We start from the raw sequence: 17,755 nt of genomic DNA, 5'->3' as shown, positions 1-17,755 counted from the left end.
ATCGAAATGTCAGTTCTATTGTGGGCGTTAACAGCTTGCGGTTTATACAGTTTGCAGGATGGGTAGAACGCAGTGAAACCCATCCTGCGTCCATTATTTGATTACAGTAAAACCAACCGTCTCATTACCCACCATCACCTTAAAATCGCCCGGCTCCACAATCCGCTTAAGATCAACACCAATAAACGACAAATCAAACGGCGTTAAGGTAAAGCTTACGCTTTCAGTTTGACCGGGATTCAGCTCGACTTTTTTAAACGCTTTAAGTTGTTTATTTGGACGGGTAACCGAAGCCGCCACATCATTGATATAAAGCAACGCCGTTTCTTTGCCTTTTAATGCGCCGGTATTTTTAACATTAACGGTGACATTGATATTTTCCCCGATGCTGATTTTATCTTTTTCCACCTTCAAGCCGCTGGTTTCAAAAGCGGTATAACTCAGGCCATGCCCAAACGGATAAAGCGGGTTATAAGTATTCTGCTCAAACGACTCGATAGGCTTGTAATCATACGGCGTAATACCGTTGGTGTTTCTCGGATAGGTGATGGGCAGTTTGCCGTTGGGGTTATAGTCGCCGTACAAAATATCGGCAATCGCCTCGCCGCCTTCCATGCCCGGCAAGAAGCCCAAAACGACCCCCGAAACCCGTTCTGCAATCGACGTAATAATGCGCGGACGGCCGCCCAGGGTCAGCAAAATAACCGGTTTTCCGGTTGCAATCGCGGCATTGGCAAGATCGATTTGAGCCTGATCGAGATTTAATGATTCGATATTGCCCGGAGTTTCGGTATAAGTATGCTCGCCCAGACTGAGCAGGATAACGTCATGGTTTTTAGCTTCATCGACAACCTTTTGAATATCGATTGGTGCGGCAAAAAAATCGCCGCCGATATAAGTCACTTTACCGCTAGATTTTTCCTGTATGGCTTCCAGGACCGTCAGTTTATCCTGAGGATATAAGTCCTCGGCAAAACCTTGCCAGGTAATCGTCCAGCCGCCATTGAGCACGCTCAACAAATTGGCGGTAGGCCCGGTCACCAGAATATTGGCGTCTTTTTTTAGCGGCAGGATGTTATGGTCGTTTTTTGCAAGAATAATAGATTCCCGCGCCGCTTGACGATTAGTTTCTATCGCTTCCTCCGTGGCAAAGTTGCCCTCCACCTCCAGCAGCGGTTTAGGCTCGAATAATCCGGCCTGATATTTAACCGTCAATATCCGGGATACCGCTTCATCGATTCGGGATAACGGCACTTCGCCCGATTTGACCAAATCGATCAGTAAATCGTAAAAAGAAAAATCGAACGGCACCATGCTCATATCGATACCGGCCATTACCGCAATTTTTACCGCTTCTTTGGGTGACGCTGCCATCTTGTCGCGGCTGTAAAGGCGCTCGATATCCGCCCAGTCGGACACGGTAAAACCTTTAAAACCCAGTTCGCCGCGCAGAATCGTGGTCAGGTATTGATAATTGGCGTGCCCGGGGATGCCGTCAACTTCGGTCGAATTAACCATCACGGTCGGCGACCCGGCTTTTATGCCCGCTTCAAAAGTCGGCAGAAAATACTCGCGCAGCATTCTTTCGCCTATCCAGACCGGTGTTCGATCCTTGCCGTTAAGCGGATAACTGTAACCGACATAATGTTTCAAACAAGTAGGCGCCTTATCGACAGCGGAAAAATCATCGCCCTGATGACCTTTAATATAGGACGTACCCATCATCGTCGCCAAATGCACATCTTCGCCGAAAGTTTCCCACAAACGCGGCCATAGCGGTTGGCGGCCAATGTCCATCACCGTGGAAAAATTCCATTGCTGGCCGGAAGCCTTGACTTCCCTGGCTGTGATTTCGCCTTCCTTGAGAGCCAGTTCAGGATTAAACGTTGCCGCCATATTGATGGCTTGCGGAAACAATACCGAGTTTTGCGTGTAAGTCGCGCCATGAATCGCGTCAATCCCGTAAATAACCGGGATTTTCAAGCGCGTCTTTGCCGCCGCATCCTGCACGGTGCGCATCATTTTGCGCCAGATTTCAATAGACTGCGCCTTGTTATCAGGCGTAAAGGGCGCATTAAGAATGGAACCGACATAATGCTTTACTACCGCATCCTCCAGCTTGACCGGATCGATCTGATCCTCAGCGTTTTGCTCTTTTGGAATGCCGATAACCGTAAAATCAACCTGCATCATCTGCCCTACTTTTTCTTCAAGCGTCATTTGAGACAGCAGATTTTTGACTTTATTTTCTATTGCTTTGTTTGTTTCTTGTGCGCTCACAGAACGCCCAGCCATCACAGATAGCATGATAATTAAAATAATAGGTAAGGTTTTCAACTTAATATTCTTCGTGTGTTGATTGTTTAAGATTCAGCTTACGGCGTATTTTTTTACGCATCGAGTCAGATTGGCTCGTATTTTAAGCTGCACCACGGTTTTTCTACAAAAAACAATATTACTTCAGGTTGCGCAGGTATGCCCACCAATCTCCAAATTGGGAGCCTAGAAATATATTGATAACGGCCGATTGCCTCAAGGCAAATTCGATCTTGTCCGAAAGAATTAATCATTTGACATGTATACTTTTGCAGCGTAGCTTTTTAATTAGAGTGTGGAATTAAAAAATTTATTCATTGACAAGGCCTTGAGGAGGAACCGTGTATCCTAGAAAATATATTTTATTAACAGTAATTTATAGCGCTTTTTTATTAATTCCGGCAATGGCGGTTGCAGATTCTGATCCGGAGACATTTCAGGCCGATAAAGATCAGCATATTGCAAATATTCTGGAAAGAATCCAAATTGATCAAAAAGATCTGAGCTGTGTTCAAGCCGCCCAAGATCATGAGGCTTTAAAGGCTTGTCGTATAACTATTAAAGAAGATCGCGATACTTTAGAAACGAAGGTAAAAGCGCAGACCGAGGATAAAAAAGTTCAAAAAGGCACGAAAAACAAAGAAAAATAAGTAGCGTCCGCGTTTCGGTTGTGACTGTTCTATCTTACATGCAACACCAGTCGTTCATGCGGCTGGTGTGTTTTTAGTTGTATCGTTAAACAGTGTACATTGGCTTACCGTCATTAAGCCGCAGCCAGCCTTTGACTATGCGGTAAATAATCCAGATGCCGTTAGCAACAAGTACAAACCATCCGACAATGAACACCATTGTGATTGTCCCCAGCACACCCCACAGCACCCCGAACCAGAACGTCCTGATTTGCCAACGAAAATGACTCTCCATAAATGTGCCGGCCACATCATCCTTTTTGACATAGTTCATCACGATGGCAATGATGGCTGTGACACCGACAAAATAAGACGCGGCGTAGAGCGCGTAAATAACCGTGGTAAGGGTTATTGCTGATTTTTCGGCTTCTGTGGTTGCTATGTTATTCATTAGGGTTTTCTCTCCTGTAATATTGTTGTTTTTTGTTGTTCATGCTTCAGCGAATAACGGCCTTTTGCACTGCAATACGCTACGCAATTGCGTCTTACCGCATTACTAGCTATCAATATTAGTCAATGCTGAAGAAATAAAGCTTTCGTTTGATAAGGCACGAATTACGCCGCGCATCAAAAAGCTATTGCTAAAACCGATAATATATTGGCGTGCCCCTTCCTTGATCGGCTGTAACATATTCCCCTCTACTAACTTCTTGATTTGATAGGTGCGTTGGGCGGTTGTCATGCCGGGCATGACTGCCGTAAAGTCGGCCGCCTTGACTATACCGTTATTTGCAGCAATGAGCAGCACCTTCTCTTCCATGTGGGTGATCAATTCTCTTTCTCTGGCATAAGTAAGTGCGGGCACGAGAATTCTGGACTTCAAATAGCCAAAATCAGTCAGCCGATCGACTTTACGCAATTCATCCAAAATGCCTTGCAAAACATAAACACACCACGCCTCTAAACCTTCTGGCGTTCCCTTATCGGCTTGCGCCAGCATGGAGTAATACTGATCTCGATCATTGCAAAACACCGCCGTTGGATTCAGTACCCTGCCTCCAGTTTTAACGTTAAAGCCATACTTAATCAACAAAGCGTAAGTTAGCAACCGTACTACACGGCCATTACCATTACCAAACGGATGTATCCAGCCAAAACGATGGTGTGCCAAAGCCACCTTAATGAGGTCATATTTTGGCGGGTGATTTTCATTGATAAACCCTACCAAATTCTGCATATAATCTGGGACTTGGACAAATTCAGGCGGCAAATGTTCAGATTGTGCAATCTGCACAGACTTCCGCCGATATGCCCCAGGCGTAGCATCCCCTTCTCTTTCTAGTTCTTTTACTGCCATGGCATGCAATTCACGGATAAAATGCTCTGTCAGTCCGTCGCCGGGTTTAATACTTTCCTCAATGTAAGTCATAGCAACTTCAATGTTTTCCATTTCACGCATTTGATCTGAGGATGCTCGTTGAGTACCTTCCAGTTTACTTTCCACATAATCAGCCAAGGTAGTGTGATTACCTTCTATACGAGCTGAACCCAAGCTTTCCAGCATATGGAATATAGATTTAAGCTGGAAAAACACCTGCGGAGGCGTTGTCCCGCTTAGGTGTAATCGGCGCAAGTGTTCTAACTCCGTCAAAACGTCGACCAACGGAGAATCAAATGTGGGATTAAGTATCGTCAAATCATAGTGATTAAATGCAGGCATAGTAATATTTTTCTGTAACGGCTATTTTATATATCTTTAATCTATCATCATTATCCAATTATATTCAATGAATTAGATAGACAAATAAAAAGTATTATCTTGAACTTCATCCAAGAGCATGTTGAATAACTCACTTTGATGAAATCGAAAAGCAAGCCCCTCTATGGAAGCTCTGAACAATCGTTTTCCTAATTAATAAAGCTCAACCTAAACCATACACTTAAAGCCTCTAAACCAGAGTTGTTATGGTTTTTTAAATTGGGTATGTTATTTTGTTGCCATTCTCTAACATTCACGCCATCAACCCCATGAAAACAAAATACCGATATTTCGGTTTATTAATGTTATTGCTCATTTCAATAGGCTGTAGCAAAACCATCACTTCGGCACCGGATGTGACGTTCACCACTATCACCGGCCAAAAAATCGCGCTAAAAGATTTGCGCGGCAAGCCGGTTATCGTCACTTTCTGGGCGACTGACTGCCCGTCTTGCATCGAAGAAATCCCGCATTTAATCGACCTCTACACTCAATATCATGGCTCAGGCTTGGAGATGATTGCCGTGACTATGTATTACGATCCACCGAATCACGTCGTCGATATGACTAAGGCCAAACAACTGCCCTACAATGTGGCACTGGATTTGAATTCGGAACACGCCGAGGCTTTCGGCGGCATCATGTTTACGCCCAGCACCTTTTTGATTGCCCCGGACGGTTCAGTTGTTAAAAAAGAAATCGGCCTTTTTGACCTGGCAACAATGAAAACAAATATCGAATCACTACTTAAAGGCTAGCCCATGCTCTGGTTAAAAGCGTTACACCTGATTTTTATGGTCACCTGGTTTGCCGGTCTGTTTTACCTGCCGCGCCTGTATGTTTATCACGCAATGAGCGATGACGAGACCAGCAATGAGCGCTTTAAGGTGATGGAGCGCAAGCTGTTTTTCGGGATTATGACGCCGGGCATGATTGCAACCATGCTATTCGGCATCTGGATGCTGGTTGCTTACGACTGGAGTATTTATGCTAATGCCGGTTGGCTGCATGCAAAGCTCACACTGCTGGCGCTGACGCTGGTTTATCATTATTTTTGCTATCTGTGGCTGCTTGATTTTAAACAGGATCGCAACCAACGTAGCCATGTTTTTTATCGCTGGATGAATGAGGTGCCGGTTTTGTTTCTGGTCGGTATCATAATCCTGGCGGTTGTTAAGCCTTTTTGATTCAATAAATGCTTTAAACTATAGCGTCCATATCTTGAAGAACAAATATGAATCTATCTGACTTTACTCACAGCACCTATATTGTCAGTCTCTCGGGAGGCTTATTGATCGGCATAGCCGCTGCAATGTTTGTGTTATTGAATGGTCGAGTCGCCGGCATCAGCGGGATTTTGGCCGGTCTGATTCAGGCCGACAAGGGAGATAAAATCTGGCGCATCATGTTTCTGCTCGGCATGGTAGCGTCACCTTTTGTTTATCAACGTGCCTTCGATCTACCCCCTGTGACTATCGATGCAGGAACCGCGAAATTGATCATTGCCGGTCTGCTGGTGGGTCTGGGCACCAGCTACGCGTCAGGCTGTACCAGCGGCCATGGCGTCTGCGGCATTTCTCGCGGATCAATACGGTCCATTGTCGCAACGCTAACTTTCATGATAGCGGGTTTTATTACCGTCTATCTGACTCGCCACTTATTGGGGCAATAATTATGTTAAATATTAATGCGTTTGTTGTCGGATTATTATTTGGCCTGGGTCTGATCATCTCCGGAATGACCGATCCATCGAAGGTCATTGGCTTTCTGGATTTGGCCGGTGCGTGGGACCCGTCTCTCGCGTTCGTCATGGGAGGTGCCATTTTGGTTGGTGCCGGAGCCTTTACTATCGCTAAAAAACGTCAGCGTAGTTTGCTTGGAGCACCTATGCAGTTACCCTCTGCAACCGAGCTGGATAAAGGTTTGCTAATTGGCAGTCTGATTTTTGGAGTTGGTTGGGGGCTTTCAGGTTTTTGCCCCGGACCGGCTGTTGTAAGCGCTGCCGCCGGTCAACCCAAGGCATGGATATTTGTTGCGTCGATGCTGTCCGGCATGACTTTGTACAACCTGATTGAACGGCGCAGGAAATGATGTTACTCAAGCCACATCACAAACTGCGAAGCGCATCGCTCGTATGACGAATGCGGATACACGAAAAAACCTTCACAAACAGACACCCGGGATCAAATTATGAACTTAAAAAAAGTCTTTCTAAGCGCAGTATTTATTTCTTTAACCGCTTTTAATATTCCGGCACAGGCCGATCCGTCTGCATTTATCTCAGGAAGTTATCAGCAAATATTAACTGCCAACGCCAACCGGCCATTCATGTTGGTGGTCTGGTCGATAAACTGCTCTTCCTGCCTGAAAGACATGGAGCTGTTAAGCAACATTCATAAGAGCAAACCTGACCTTAAAATGATCATGCTGGCGGCAGATGAGCCATCTGCAACCGAGCAAATCCAGCAAATCCTGGAAAAAAATCAATTATCCGGTATTGAAAACTGGGCTTATGCCGATGAAAACACCCAGAAACTACAATTTGAAATCGATCCAAAATGGTATGGCGAACTACCCAGAACCTATTTCTTCGATAAAACACATCAACGCACCGGGGTCAGCGGCGTATTGTCAAAAGAAGATTATGATGCGATGTTCGCCAAAATCCTCAAATTTTGATCAAGATAAGTACATTTTTAAACTTCAGATAAAAAGTTACGTTAAAATGGCCTCTGTTCAAATAGCAACTAGAGGTGAATTTTTATGTGCAAAAAAATATTTCCAATTCTGGTTACCTGTTTATTAAGCGCCTGCGTCACTAGTCCTACCGGCAGAAGCCAATTTGTTTTCATGCCTGATGAACAAATCAATCAAATGGGTTTACAGGCTTTCGATAATTTGAAAAAGCAAAAACCTGTCAGCACAAACAGCAAATACAATCAACTGGCAAACTGTATTGCCAGGGCAATTACCCAGGAAACAGGCGGCAACTGGGAAGTTGCGGTCTTTGAAGATGCCTCGCCTAATGCTTTTGCCTTACCCGGCAATAAAATCGGCATACATACCGGAATGCTCGCCTTGGCCGATAATCAAGATCAATTAGCTGCAGTCATCGGCCATGAAATCGGTCACGTCCTTGCCAAACACAGCAATGAGCGGGCATCTCAAGAAATGGCAGTTAGTTCAGGCATGGGCATCATTCAGGCGGTCAGCGCACCGCAAACCGCCCTTGGGCAAACCGCCCTCGGTCTGCTGGGTGTGGGCGCACAATACGGCATACTGATGCCTTACAGCCGCGTCCATGAAAGCGAAGCCGACACGATCGGCGTGGACTTAATGGCCAAGGCGGGTTTTGATCCACGACAAAGCATCGGCTTGTGGCAAAAAATGGAACAGGTATCGCAAGGTCAGCAACCGATAGAATTCATGTCCACTCACCCTTCGCATGCCACGCGCATTCAAGACCTGGAAAAGCGCATGCCGCAAGCAATGAGCCTATTCCAGCAAGCCCAAGCTACCGGCAAGCAACCGCATTGCAACTAATCAATGACCCCTAATTTAAAACACTTACACCCCTACCCGTTCGAGAAACTGGCGCAGCTTAAACTAGGCATCGTTCCGCCTGCAAACAAGCCTCATATCGCACTGTCTATGGGCGAACCGACCCATGCCACGCCGCATTTGATTCAGGAAGCGCTGTTAACCCATTTACATGGTTTGGCTAATTATCCGACTACTAAAGGCATACCGGAACTCAGATTAGCGATAGCCGAATGGATCAGCCGGCGTTTTCAGATTCCGGCTGATGCCGTTAATCCTGAAACCCAGGTTTTACCGGTCAACGGCACACGGGAAGCCTTGTTTTCGTTTGCCCAGTGTCTTATCGATCCAACTGGCACCGCGCCATCCTTGGCGATAACTGCGCCTGTCGTGATCATGCCGAACCCGTTTTATCAGATTTATGAAGGCGCGGCTTTGCTGGCAGGGGCAGAACCCTATTTCCTGAATACGCTGGAAGGCTCTGGCTATTTACCGGATTTTGATGCCGTGCCGGATGAGATGTGGCAACGCTGCCAGTTGATTTATATCTGTTCGCCCGGCAATCCGACCGGTTCGGTGATTAATCAAACCAGCCAGGAGAAGTTACTCAATCTGGCGGAAAAACATGACTTCGTGATTGCTTCCGACGAGTGCTACACCGAAATCTATGACGACGAGACCAATCCGCCGCCGGGTTTGCTGCAAACGGCTTATAACATGGGTAACACGGCGTTCAAACGCTGCGTTATTTTCCACAGCTTATCCAAGCGCTCCAACGCACCGGGATTACGATCTGGTTTTGTCGCAGGCGACGCCGAGATATTGAAACATTATTTTCAATACCGGACTTATCACGGCTGCGCGATGCCATTGCCTACCCAGCATGCCAGCATTCAAGCTTGGCAGGATGAGCGTCACGTTGTCGAAAACCGTCGCTTATATCGTGAAAAATTCGCGGCATTTATCGACATTCTTGGCGATGTTTGCACCGTCACCAAGCCGCCCGCCAGTTTTTATGTCTGGTTGAAAATCCCCCTGCCTTCGGCCTCCTCCTTTGAAAAAGGGGGATTGAGGGGGCTTTCAGATACCGAATTCGCACAGCAGCTGTTTGCCCAACAAAATATCACCGTACTGCCCGGCAGTTATTTATCCCGTGATTTTGACGGTGTCAATCCAGGCCTTAACCACGTCAGAATTGCTCTGGTTGCGCCCTTGGATGAATGTATAGAAGCCGCGCATCGCATAAAAAATTTCCTTAACTCTTTATAAAAAGAAACCATGTCACAACTAGAAAAAATCATTAACGACGCCTTTGAAAACCGTGCCGACATCTCACCTGCCAGCGTTTCAGCCGAAGTGCGTGCAGCCGTCGAAGAAGCGATCAATTTATTGGACAGCGGCAAAGCCCGTGTCGCTGAAAAAACCATCGGTGCATGGGTCGTTAACCAATGGTTGAAAAAAGCCGTATTACTGTCGTTCAGAATCAACGAGAACCGCGTCATCGAAGGCGGCAACAGCCGTTATTACGACAAGGTTGAAGCCAAATTCAGTACCTACTCACCGGACGACTTTGCAAAATCGGGCGTGCGCGTCGTGCCTAATGCCATTGTCCGTCACGGCGCTTACATTGCACCCGGCGCAGTATTAATGCCTTCGTTCGTTAACATCGGCGGCTATGTGGACAGTGGCACTATGGTCGACACTTGGGCCAGCGTCGGCTCTTGCGCGCAAATCGGCAAGAACGTGCATCTTTCCGGCGGCGTCGGTATCGGCGGTGTTCTGGAGCCCTTGCAGGCAGGCCCGACCATCATTGAAGACAACTGCTTTATCGGCGCACGCTCGGAAATCGTCGAAGGCGTTGTCGTTGAAGAAGGCTCGGTCATTTCAATGGGCGTTTACATTGGGCAAAGCACCAAAATCTTCAACCGTATGACCGGCGAAGTCAGCTACGGCCGTGTACCGGCAGGTTCAGTCGTCGTTCCGGGCAACCTGCCCTCAGCAGACGGCACCTACAGTTTATATTGTGCGGTTATCATCAAACAGGTTGATGAAAAAACCCGCAGTAAAACCGGTATCAATGAGCTACTGAGGGATTAAGCGGAACCTGACTCGCACCATGCCAAAACAGGAGAAAGCCAATGAGCTTAAACTACGCAAATAGCAAGATAAGCGAAGAAAAGTACCTACAAGGCGAACTTGTTGCAGAATTTAAGCATGAATTCATTGACGGTGAAGCTTATGCAATGGCTGGGGCGAGTGAATCTCATAATTTGCTATCTCTTAATATGGCTAGCGAGTTAAGAAATCAGCTTAAAGCCACGCCTTGCAGAACTTTCATAGCAGACATGAAAGTTAAGGTGGCTAATGATTTTTTCTATCCCGATGTCATGGTGGTTTGCCAGCAAGATAATGACTTTGACTATTACAAACAATCTCCGGTCATTATCGTCGAGATATTATCCAAATCGACCCGAAAGTTTGATAAAAATGCCAAACGTTTGAAATACCAAAATATTTCGACATTAGAAGAGTATGTTTTAATTGATCAAGCCATTGCGGAAATTGAGGTTTTTAGAAAAAAAGACCATTGGCAATCTTTTTATTACTATCTTGGCGATGCGATTACTTTTGAGTCATTAGGCGTTACCGTGCTTGTTGAAGACATTTACTATCAAGTCAACAATGACGATGTGCTTGCTTTCTTACAGGAAAAAAATCAAACCGCTGTTCAAGATACGGATGCTAACCCTATGCAGTCACCCTACCCCACCACACAGAAACCATGATTAACAACGACGTTTTACGCCGGGTACGCTACGCTTTAGAACTTAAAGACCAGTCCATGATCGATATCTTTGCCTTAAGCGACATAGAGATAAGCCGGGATGAGTTACTCAAGCTACTCAAAAAAGATAATGAAGCCGATTTCGTCGCGCTTGACAACAAGCTGCTGGAGCAATTCTTGGACGGCCTGATTATCTATAGAAGGGGCAGGCAGGAGAACCCACCCGCACAGGTAAAAAAACCAGAGCCGTTAACCAATAACACCATACTCAAAAAACTGAGAATCGCCCTGGAATTTAAAGAAGAGGATATGCTCAGCACCTTAAAACTGGCCGACTTTGAATTGTCCAAAGGTGAACTTAGCTCTTTTTTCAGGCAAAAAGGCCATAAACATCACAGGGAATGCGGCGATCAGATTCTAAGAAACTTTTTACAAGGTCTTACTGTTCGTTTTAGAGAACAGGACTGATCGCAGTTTTTTTCTATATCTTTCCAATAACTTAACCAAGGCCAATACCATGAGTGAACAAATTTCAAACAATGCCATTATTTACGCCACGCTCGCTTTAAACAGCGAAGTCGCCCTGCAACACGAATATTTGGATTCGCCCGACGTTCCAGATGATGAGCGCGAAAACGAAGAAGAAATTCTGGCTGATCTTGAACAAGCCTTTATGGAGTTCGTTGATCTTTATAAAAACCGCTGCAAATCCGACAAACAATTGCCCAGCATTGACGAATTGCTGAACAGCCAATTGTAAAATCACTATAGAGTCAACGATGCCGACTGTAAGAATCCTGGCTATTTCCGGTAGCCTTCGCGTCGCATCGTTGAACTCTACACTGTTAAGAGCGGTTGCCGGCTTGGCGCCTGCCGATGTTCGCATTGAGCTGTTTACCGAGCTGGGCAATTTGCCGCTGTTCAACTACGACCTTGAAATAACCGATTTGCCGCCCGTTGCCGATTTTTACAACCGTCTTCTTGAAGCCGATGGCGTTATTATCGCCAGCCCGGAATACGCTCATGGCGTAACGGGAGTAATAAAGAATGCGCTGGACTGGATGGTCAGTAGCGAGGCTTTTGTAAACAAACCGGTTGCTTTATTTAATGCGTCGCCGCGAGCCACTATCGCCCAGGCATCTCTGAAGGAGACGCTGGTCGTCATGTCGGCTCAAGTCGTTGAAGCAGCCTCAATCACCTTACCGATTATCGGCTCTAACCTTGATGAGCTGGGGATTGCTACGCATCCCTCCATTTCAATATCAATCCGCGAGGCGTTACGCGCTTTCCATACGGAGATTGTAAATTTGCAAAGCCCAAAAACCCATACGCTTTACGGCATAAAAAACTGCGACACCGTCAAAAAAGCGCGTAACTGGCTGGATCAAAACAGCATAGCTTATCGGTTCCATGATTTCCGAACCGACGGCTTGACGCCTGAGCTGCTACAGCATTTTGCCGCTCATTTGGATTGGAGCAAACTACTTAACCGCAGCAGCACCAGCTGGCGGCAACTCAGCGCCGAGCAACAAAGCGACTTGACTTTAGAAAAAGCCCTGCAACTGATGCTGACCACCCCTACCTTGATTAAACGCCCGGTTTTAGCATCCGGCGATAAACTAATCCTTGGATTTAAAGCTGAGAACTACCAAACCGAATTATTATGAGCAACACACGGGATCTTCTTAAAGACCTGATCAGCCATGAATCGGTAACCCAAAAAAATGCGGGGGTCCCTCATTCCCACGCGCTGCGTGGGAATGCAGTTAAGGCGCGCTGCGCCGCGAATCACGCGTAACATCCGAAATCGTAACCAATATAAACACGGGACGCAGCGCGTCCACCATAGCATTCCCACGCAGCGCGTGGGAACGAGGAATTTACTATGAGCAACACACTGGAACTTCTTAAAGACCTTATCAGCCGCGAATCGGTAACCCCAAAAGACGCGGGTTGCCAGGATGTGCTGGCGGCACGTTTAACCAAACTGGGCTTCAAAGAAGAACGCCTGGATTTTGAAGACACCCAAAACATCTGGCTTAGACGCGGCGATACAAAACCGCTGCTGACCTTTCTGGGTCACACCGACGTCGTGCCTACCGGCCCCCTGAATGCCTGGGTCTCACCGCCTTTTGAGCCGACGATTCGTGACGGCAAGCTTTACGGTCGCGGCGCTGCGGATATGAAAGGTGGCATCGCCTGTTTTATCACCGCCGTCGAGCGCTTTATTGCCAATCATCCTGACCATCAAGGCTCTATCGCCGTCATGATGACCAGCGACGAAGAAGGCATCGCCACCAATGGCGTGGTCAAAGTCGTTGAAGTGCTGGAACAACGCAACGAAAAAATAGACTGGTGCCTGGTCGGCGAGCCATCCAGCGATAAAAAAATCGGCGATGTGATTCGCGTCGGTCGGCGCGGCTCCTTATGCGCTCAATTAACTGTCGCAGGTATCCAAGGCCACGTTGCCTATCCCGAACTTGCCGACAACCCGATACACACGTTTGCCCCGGCCTTAAAAGACCTGACCGAAGAAGTCTGGGATCATGGTAATGCGTTTTTCCCGCCGACCAGCTTGCAGGTTTCCAATATCAATGCCGGAACCGGCGCGGAAAACATCATCCCCGGCTGCGTCAATGTCCAGTTCAACCTGCGTTTTTGCACCGAACTGGATGAAGAAACCATCAAGCAACGCACCCGCGCGATACTGGACAAATACGATTTCAAATATGAATTGCAATGGCGCTTGTCCGGCAATCCATTCCTAACCGAACCGGGCGCATTAATCGATGCTGCCCATGCCGCAATCAAAACCGTTACCGGCTTTGAAACCCTTGACGATACCGGCGGCGGCACCTCGGACGGACGTTTTATCGCCCCGACCGGCGCACAGGTTATCGAGCTCGGTCCATTGAATGAAAGCATCCATAAAATCAACGAGCATGTCGGCGTGGAAGATTTGGGAATTTTGTCCGATATTTATGAACAGATACTGGTTAATTTACTGGTTTAGGCCAGGTATGCATCGCGTTTTCCGGTTCCCAATCCGGACCAGAAAATCGACGTAATAGTGAGCAAATCCAGCTTAATTTGTAGACCAGTAATGTCGCACTGCATGTTCCAGTTTTAAAAATGATTATTGTTTTATATGGCTAATTTTAATACCCATTTAGGCATCGCTTCAGCTGCCGGCATCGGAGCTGCGCTAGTTGCCGCCGATGCCCACTTAATCGTTAAGGCCGATATACCATGGCTTGTTTTCCTCAGTATATTAGGCGGAATGTTGCCTGATATTGATGCGCACAATTCACGACCGGTAAAACTGTTGTTTAACGTATTAGCTTTAATGGGCGTAGCGGCTGTACTACAGGCGTTTAAAAACAGTTACGCACCTTACTTGTTATTACTGATTGCAGCTGGCACTTACCTGTTCATTCGTTATGTGATGTTTGCCTTGTTTAATCGGCTTACCGTTCATCGTGGCGTATTCCATTCAGCATTGGCAACCCTGTTTTTTTCGTTGTTAATGACCTGCATCAGTTATCATTTTCTGCATTGGGATATTTTACATGCATGGCTAAACGGTATTTTCATTGCCTTGGGGTTTATCGTTCATTTGCTATTAGATGAACTCTACAGCACTGACTTGTCCAATTTAAGAATGAAAAAATCTTTTGGCACCGCTTTGAAGTTATTTAATTATAACAACATGACTGCCTCGGCATTAATGGCCATTTGTACAATAATGCTGTACTCGATAGCGCCTTCGCCGACGCCATTGATTAAAGTATGGAAAGGAACTCAATGGAATAACTATTTAGCGCAGGTAAGTTTTTTGAAATGACTTTAAGCGCTTGGTACTGACAATCGATTTAGCCAATATGACATCGCCTGCTTCATTCCAACAAAACGATGAACTTGATTCGCTCTCCGACCGATCGAGTAACTGCTACTGATCGCATCGACGATTTCTTTTGCGTTCGCATACTGCGTGAAGCGCCTCTGCCGGAAACACCTGTTCTGCGCTTAACGCGCGGACAGGCTTATTCGGGCCTACTTGTAATATGTATAACGATGAGCGCAACGCGTGGGAACGAGACAATAATCACTACAGCGCAGTAAGGCATGTTGCACGCATGTTAATTGCTATATCCGAAAATACAATCCCAGAAAGTACACACCTTTTTGCCTCGCTATCCGGCACTACGCGGGAACGAGTCAAGAGCTCAGTGATAACGTTTACCTTGGTGTTCCAGCCAGCCAGCCTGATGAAAGCCATTTGGGTCTTGATGGGTCCAATGTACCGCGCCGCCCTTTGCGTTCCATTCGTATTCACCATAAAACCGAATGGAATCGCCTTCTCGAAGAGCGTTAATTCTAGGGGCAAGGTCAATGTTATGTGCGATTAACAGTGTTTGACCGGAAGGCAATTTAATTATGAATTTTTGATGTCTGCTACCGTTGTTATCGTCTGGCAATAACCTTGTAACGACACCTTGACCGGAAATCTGCGAGTTACTTTTCTGCGTTGAAAATGCATAACTGAATTGACTATAAGAAAGCGTATAACCGGCGAATAGAATCGCAACAAGTAAGAGTTTTTTCAAGTGTTTATCTCAAGCATTCAAATTAAAAATAGTGAGCAGAAAAGCACTGCCCATCCTATGTCTACACACCATCAACCAAATTTACCCGGCAACCATCCTCTCTCCACACAATCGCGAAAACACCAAGCCGCAGCCGTCTCTCAGTCTTATAGCTCCAAAACATCCTTGATGCCGCCGTTATCGAAGCCGTTTTGGCAACCGGGCACGGCATGTAAATCCAATGCCACATGCAAGCCCAATTCTTCATTTTTCGCAAGCATTAAGACAGGAGCAATTACAGCGCTATCCGTCGTTGATGAAACGCCTCCGCCAAAGGTTCGTTAGTAATCGTCAGTATTGCAGCATCAGGCAGTTTTTGGGCTATCAAACGCAGCATTTTCATTTCGCATGAGGAATCAAGCGAGTCCATTGCTTCTTGCAGCAATATCCACTTGGGTTGCTGCAACAATAACCGAACCACGCCCAGACGCTGTTGCTGTTCGCGGGATAACGCGCTGGCCCAGTTATCTACGTGGTCAAGCTGCTGCTGCAATTCTTCCAAATTTACCAGCTCAAGCGCCTCTGCAAGCGCGGCCTCGGTATATTCTGCGTGGGTTGATGGGTAGCAGATTGCCGCCCGCAAGGTTCCGGTCGGCAGATAAGGCCGCGGCGGCATAAAAAATACCGGATCGCGCGGTAACTCAATAGATCCTTCTCCCCATGGCCAGAGACCGACTATCGCCTTAAACAACTTGGAGCCGGTAAAAGCATTACCGGTAACCAGTATGCGCTCTCCCGGTCTGATTTCGACATTGATAGCCGATACGCACACTACGCCGTCAAGCCTAATAATATTCAGATCGCAAAAACGTAAAACATCCTGTTCTGTTTTTTTCAAATGAATTCGATGCGGATCATGGAGGACGATTTCCTGCTCTAACAGCTCCAGTCCATTAACCAATCCCAGCACCCGTTCAACCGACGCCCGCCACTCTGCGACTCGAGCCATATTATCGACCGGCCAGGACAATGCTCCCGCCGTTTGCTGAAATGCCTGGGCCGATTGCATCAAAGCACCGAGCGAGATGCTACCCAAAATATAGCGAGGCGCAGACACCAGAATGGGGAATGCCATCGACAATACCGAATATCCGGACGTGAGCATGAAGAGATGCGACCAAGTATGGGTTTGCCGCTGCCAAGCGTGAACAATATCCTTAAACAGCGCAATGAAACGACGCTGCTCATTGGCTTCACCATGAACCAAAGCAATGGCCAGGGAATTTTCTCGTGCAGTCACCAAACCAAACCTGAAATTGGCTTCCACGGTTTGCCGGGCATCAGTCGCCATGGTAAAAGGCCGACCCAGCCACCAGCCCAATGACGAGGCGCAAGCCGCATAGATCATGGCCAGCCACACTAAATGGCCGTATATGGGGATTTCAAAGAAAAACAGATTAAGCGTAACGGTACCGGACAGCGTCCAGAGAATTTTGGTAAAACTAATAAGCACTAACAAGCAATAAATCAAGGAATGACAAAGTTCGATAGCGGATTCAGTTGCAATACGGATATCTTCTGCGATTCGTCCATCTGGATTATCGTGCGTCCCCTGAATATGCGTGACCAGATAATGGCGGCCATCGGTCATCCATTTACCGATCAAATGGTGTGTTAACCAGCTTCGCCAGTCGAGCTGCAAACGTCGCTTGACTTTAAAATGAGCGGTGGTAACCGCTATGTTGGCTGCAAAAATCAGCACGATGAGGCCGATCTGCGTAAATAACCCACTCATCGAACGCTGTTCCAGCGCATTGAAAAGATCGGCGCTCCATACCGTGATAACGACAGCAATGCCGATCTGCATCACGGTGAGCATGAATAAAGCCAGTGCCAAGCTGCGAATAGTGGATTTGTTTTCAGAATGCCAAAAAGGCCCCGCTAACCGAATGAATTGGATGAAAAACCCGTTTGAAAATTGCAAAGGAAAACTCCGCGTTAGGGTGAAATAAATGACACATCAAGACGCGGCTTTTTATTTTTCTAGTATGCCTCGTCTTTACCAGCCGACAATTCTAGTGGAATTTTTCCGGTTTTCACAATTTTGTAATCTAATTAATGTCGTCAGATTGATTAATAA

At 46.7% G+C, this 17,755-nt stretch carries 20 protein-coding genes; 15 read left to right on the top strand and 5 right to left on the bottom strand.

What is annotated here, in order from left to right; all coding sequences use genetic code 11:
- Positions 1 to 93 precede the first annotated feature (93 nt).
- A complete protein-coding gene (locus tag Q8L79_RS11150; protein WP_305271070.1) occupies positions 94 to 2,280 on the bottom strand; it encodes a glycoside hydrolase family 3 N-terminal domain-containing protein in 2,187 nt (728 codons plus the stop codon).
- 377 nt (positions 2,281 to 2,657) lie between these two features.
- Between Q8L79_RS11150 and Q8L79_RS11145 the strand changes: the two genes are divergently transcribed.
- Positions 2,658 to 2,966 carry a hypothetical protein gene (locus tag Q8L79_RS11145; protein WP_305271068.1) on the top strand — a complete coding sequence of 103 codons (309 nt, stop codon included), beginning with the start codon at positions 2,658 to 2,660 and terminating at the stop codon, positions 2,964 to 2,966.
- An 85-nt stretch (positions 2,967 to 3,051) separates the two neighbouring features.
- Here Q8L79_RS11145 and Q8L79_RS11140 read toward each other — a convergent pair whose 3' ends face one another.
- Together Q8L79_RS11140 and Q8L79_RS11135 are read right to left on the bottom strand one after the other, a co-directional pair.
- Complete coding sequence (locus tag Q8L79_RS11140; RefSeq protein ID WP_305271065.1) at positions 3,052 to 3,396, bottom strand: hypothetical protein; 345 nt, start codon at positions 3,394 to 3,396, stop codon at positions 3,052 to 3,054.
- Positions 3,397 to 3,501: 105 nt separating this feature from the next.
- Positions 3,502 to 4,665 (bottom strand): Fic family protein, encoded by a 1,164-nt coding sequence (locus Q8L79_RS11135; protein WP_305271062.1) that lies wholly within the window; start codon positions 4,663 to 4,665, stop codon positions 3,502 to 3,504.
- A gap of 308 nt (positions 4,666 to 4,973) precedes the next feature.
- On the opposite strand from Q8L79_RS11135, the gene Q8L79_RS11130 reads away from it, so the two are divergent.
- From Q8L79_RS11130 to Q8L79_RS11060, 14 genes are all read left to right on the top strand, one after another.
- Positions 4,974 to 5,462, top strand: a complete 489-nt coding sequence (locus Q8L79_RS11130; RefSeq protein ID WP_305271059.1) for a peroxiredoxin — start codon at positions 4,974 to 4,976, stop codon at positions 5,460 to 5,462.
- Positions 5,463 to 5,465: 3 nt separating this feature from the next.
- Complete coding sequence (gene hemJ / locus Q8L79_RS11125) at positions 5,466 to 5,891, top strand: protoporphyrinogen oxidase HemJ (protein ID WP_305271057.1); 426 nt, start codon at positions 5,466 to 5,468, stop codon at positions 5,889 to 5,891.
- Between the two features lie 47 nt (positions 5,892 to 5,938).
- Positions 5,939 to 6,376, top strand: coding sequence for a YeeE/YedE family protein (locus Q8L79_RS11120; protein WP_305271054.1), 438 nt, complete (start codon positions 5,939 to 5,941; stop codon positions 6,374 to 6,376).
- A 2-nt stretch (positions 6,377 to 6,378) separates the two neighbouring features.
- Positions 6,379 to 6,795: a YeeE/YedE family protein gene (locus tag Q8L79_RS11115; protein WP_305271052.1), complete on the top strand. Its 417-nt coding sequence runs from the start codon at positions 6,379 to 6,381 to the stop codon at positions 6,793 to 6,795.
- A gap of 99 nt (positions 6,796 to 6,894) precedes the next feature.
- Positions 6,895 to 7,383 (top strand): hypothetical protein, encoded by a 489-nt coding sequence (locus Q8L79_RS11110; RefSeq protein ID WP_305271049.1) that lies wholly within the window; start codon positions 6,895 to 6,897, stop codon positions 7,381 to 7,383.
- 84 nt (positions 7,384 to 7,467) lie between these two features.
- The gene (locus Q8L79_RS11105) at positions 7,468 to 8,247 is read left to right on the top strand and encodes a M48 family metallopeptidase (RefSeq protein ID WP_305271046.1); all 780 of its coding nucleotides are present in this window, start codon (positions 7,468 to 7,470) and stop codon (positions 8,245 to 8,247) included.
- A 3-nt stretch (positions 8,248 to 8,250) separates the two neighbouring features.
- Entirely contained in the window at positions 8,251 to 9,513 is a 1,263-nt protein-coding gene (dapC, locus tag Q8L79_RS11100; protein WP_305271043.1) for a succinyldiaminopimelate transaminase, read from the top strand.
- A gap of 9 nt (positions 9,514 to 9,522) precedes the next feature.
- Positions 9,523 to 10,341 (top strand): 2,3,4,5-tetrahydropyridine-2,6-dicarboxylate N-succinyltransferase, encoded by an 819-nt coding sequence (gene dapD / locus Q8L79_RS11095; protein WP_305271041.1) that lies wholly within the window; start codon positions 9,523 to 9,525, stop codon positions 10,339 to 10,341.
- Positions 10,342 to 10,382: 41 nt separating this feature from the next.
- Complete coding sequence (locus tag Q8L79_RS11090; RefSeq protein WP_305271038.1) at positions 10,383 to 11,030, top strand: Uma2 family endonuclease; 648 nt, start codon at positions 10,383 to 10,385, stop codon at positions 11,028 to 11,030.
- A complete protein-coding gene (locus Q8L79_RS11085; RefSeq protein ID WP_305271035.1) occupies positions 11,027 to 11,497 on the top strand; it encodes a DUF1456 family protein in 471 nt (156 codons plus the stop codon). The genes Q8L79_RS11090 and Q8L79_RS11085 overlap by 4 nt, the downstream gene beginning before the upstream one ends.
- Before the next feature lie 49 nt (positions 11,498 to 11,546).
- Entirely contained in the window at positions 11,547 to 11,789 is a 243-nt protein-coding gene (locus tag Q8L79_RS11080) for a hypothetical protein (protein ID WP_305271031.1), read from the top strand.
- A gap of 19 nt (positions 11,790 to 11,808) precedes the next feature.
- Positions 11,809 to 12,696, top strand: coding sequence for an ArsC family reductase (locus Q8L79_RS20135; RefSeq protein ID WP_370869937.1), 888 nt, complete (start codon positions 11,809 to 11,811; stop codon positions 12,694 to 12,696).
- A gap of 218 nt (positions 12,697 to 12,914) precedes the next feature.
- Positions 12,915 to 14,042, top strand: a complete 1,128-nt coding sequence (gene dapE / locus Q8L79_RS11065; protein ID WP_305271029.1) for a succinyl-diaminopimelate desuccinylase — start codon at positions 12,915 to 12,917, stop codon at positions 14,040 to 14,042.
- Positions 14,043 to 14,177: 135 nt separating this feature from the next.
- Positions 14,178 to 14,873 (top strand): metal-dependent hydrolase, encoded by a 696-nt coding sequence (locus Q8L79_RS11060; RefSeq protein WP_305271027.1) that lies wholly within the window; start codon positions 14,178 to 14,180, stop codon positions 14,871 to 14,873.
- A 382-nt stretch (positions 14,874 to 15,255) separates the two neighbouring features.
- Here the strand turns inward: Q8L79_RS11060 and Q8L79_RS11055 are convergent, their stop codons facing one another.
- On the bottom strand, positions 15,256 to 15,636 hold the full coding sequence (locus Q8L79_RS11055; protein WP_305271025.1) for a DUF3465 domain-containing protein: 381 nt from the start codon (positions 15,634 to 15,636) through the stop codon (positions 15,256 to 15,258).
- Positions 15,637 to 15,910: 274 nt separating this feature from the next.
- Positions 15,911 to 17,599: an ABC transporter ATP-binding protein/permease gene (locus Q8L79_RS11050; protein ID WP_305271023.1), complete on the bottom strand. Its 1,689-nt coding sequence runs from the start codon at positions 17,597 to 17,599 to the stop codon at positions 15,911 to 15,913.
- Positions 17,600 to 17,755 lie beyond the last annotated feature (156 nt).

Origin of the sequence: Methylobacter sp., from assembly GCF_030680395.1 — a bacterium.
Taxonomy (GTDB): domain Bacteria; phylum Pseudomonadota; class Gammaproteobacteria; order Methylococcales; family Methylomonadaceae; genus Methylobacter_A.
The sequence above is the reverse complement of the archived record's forward strand: the minus strand, read 5'-3'. Positions and strand labels throughout refer to the sequence as shown.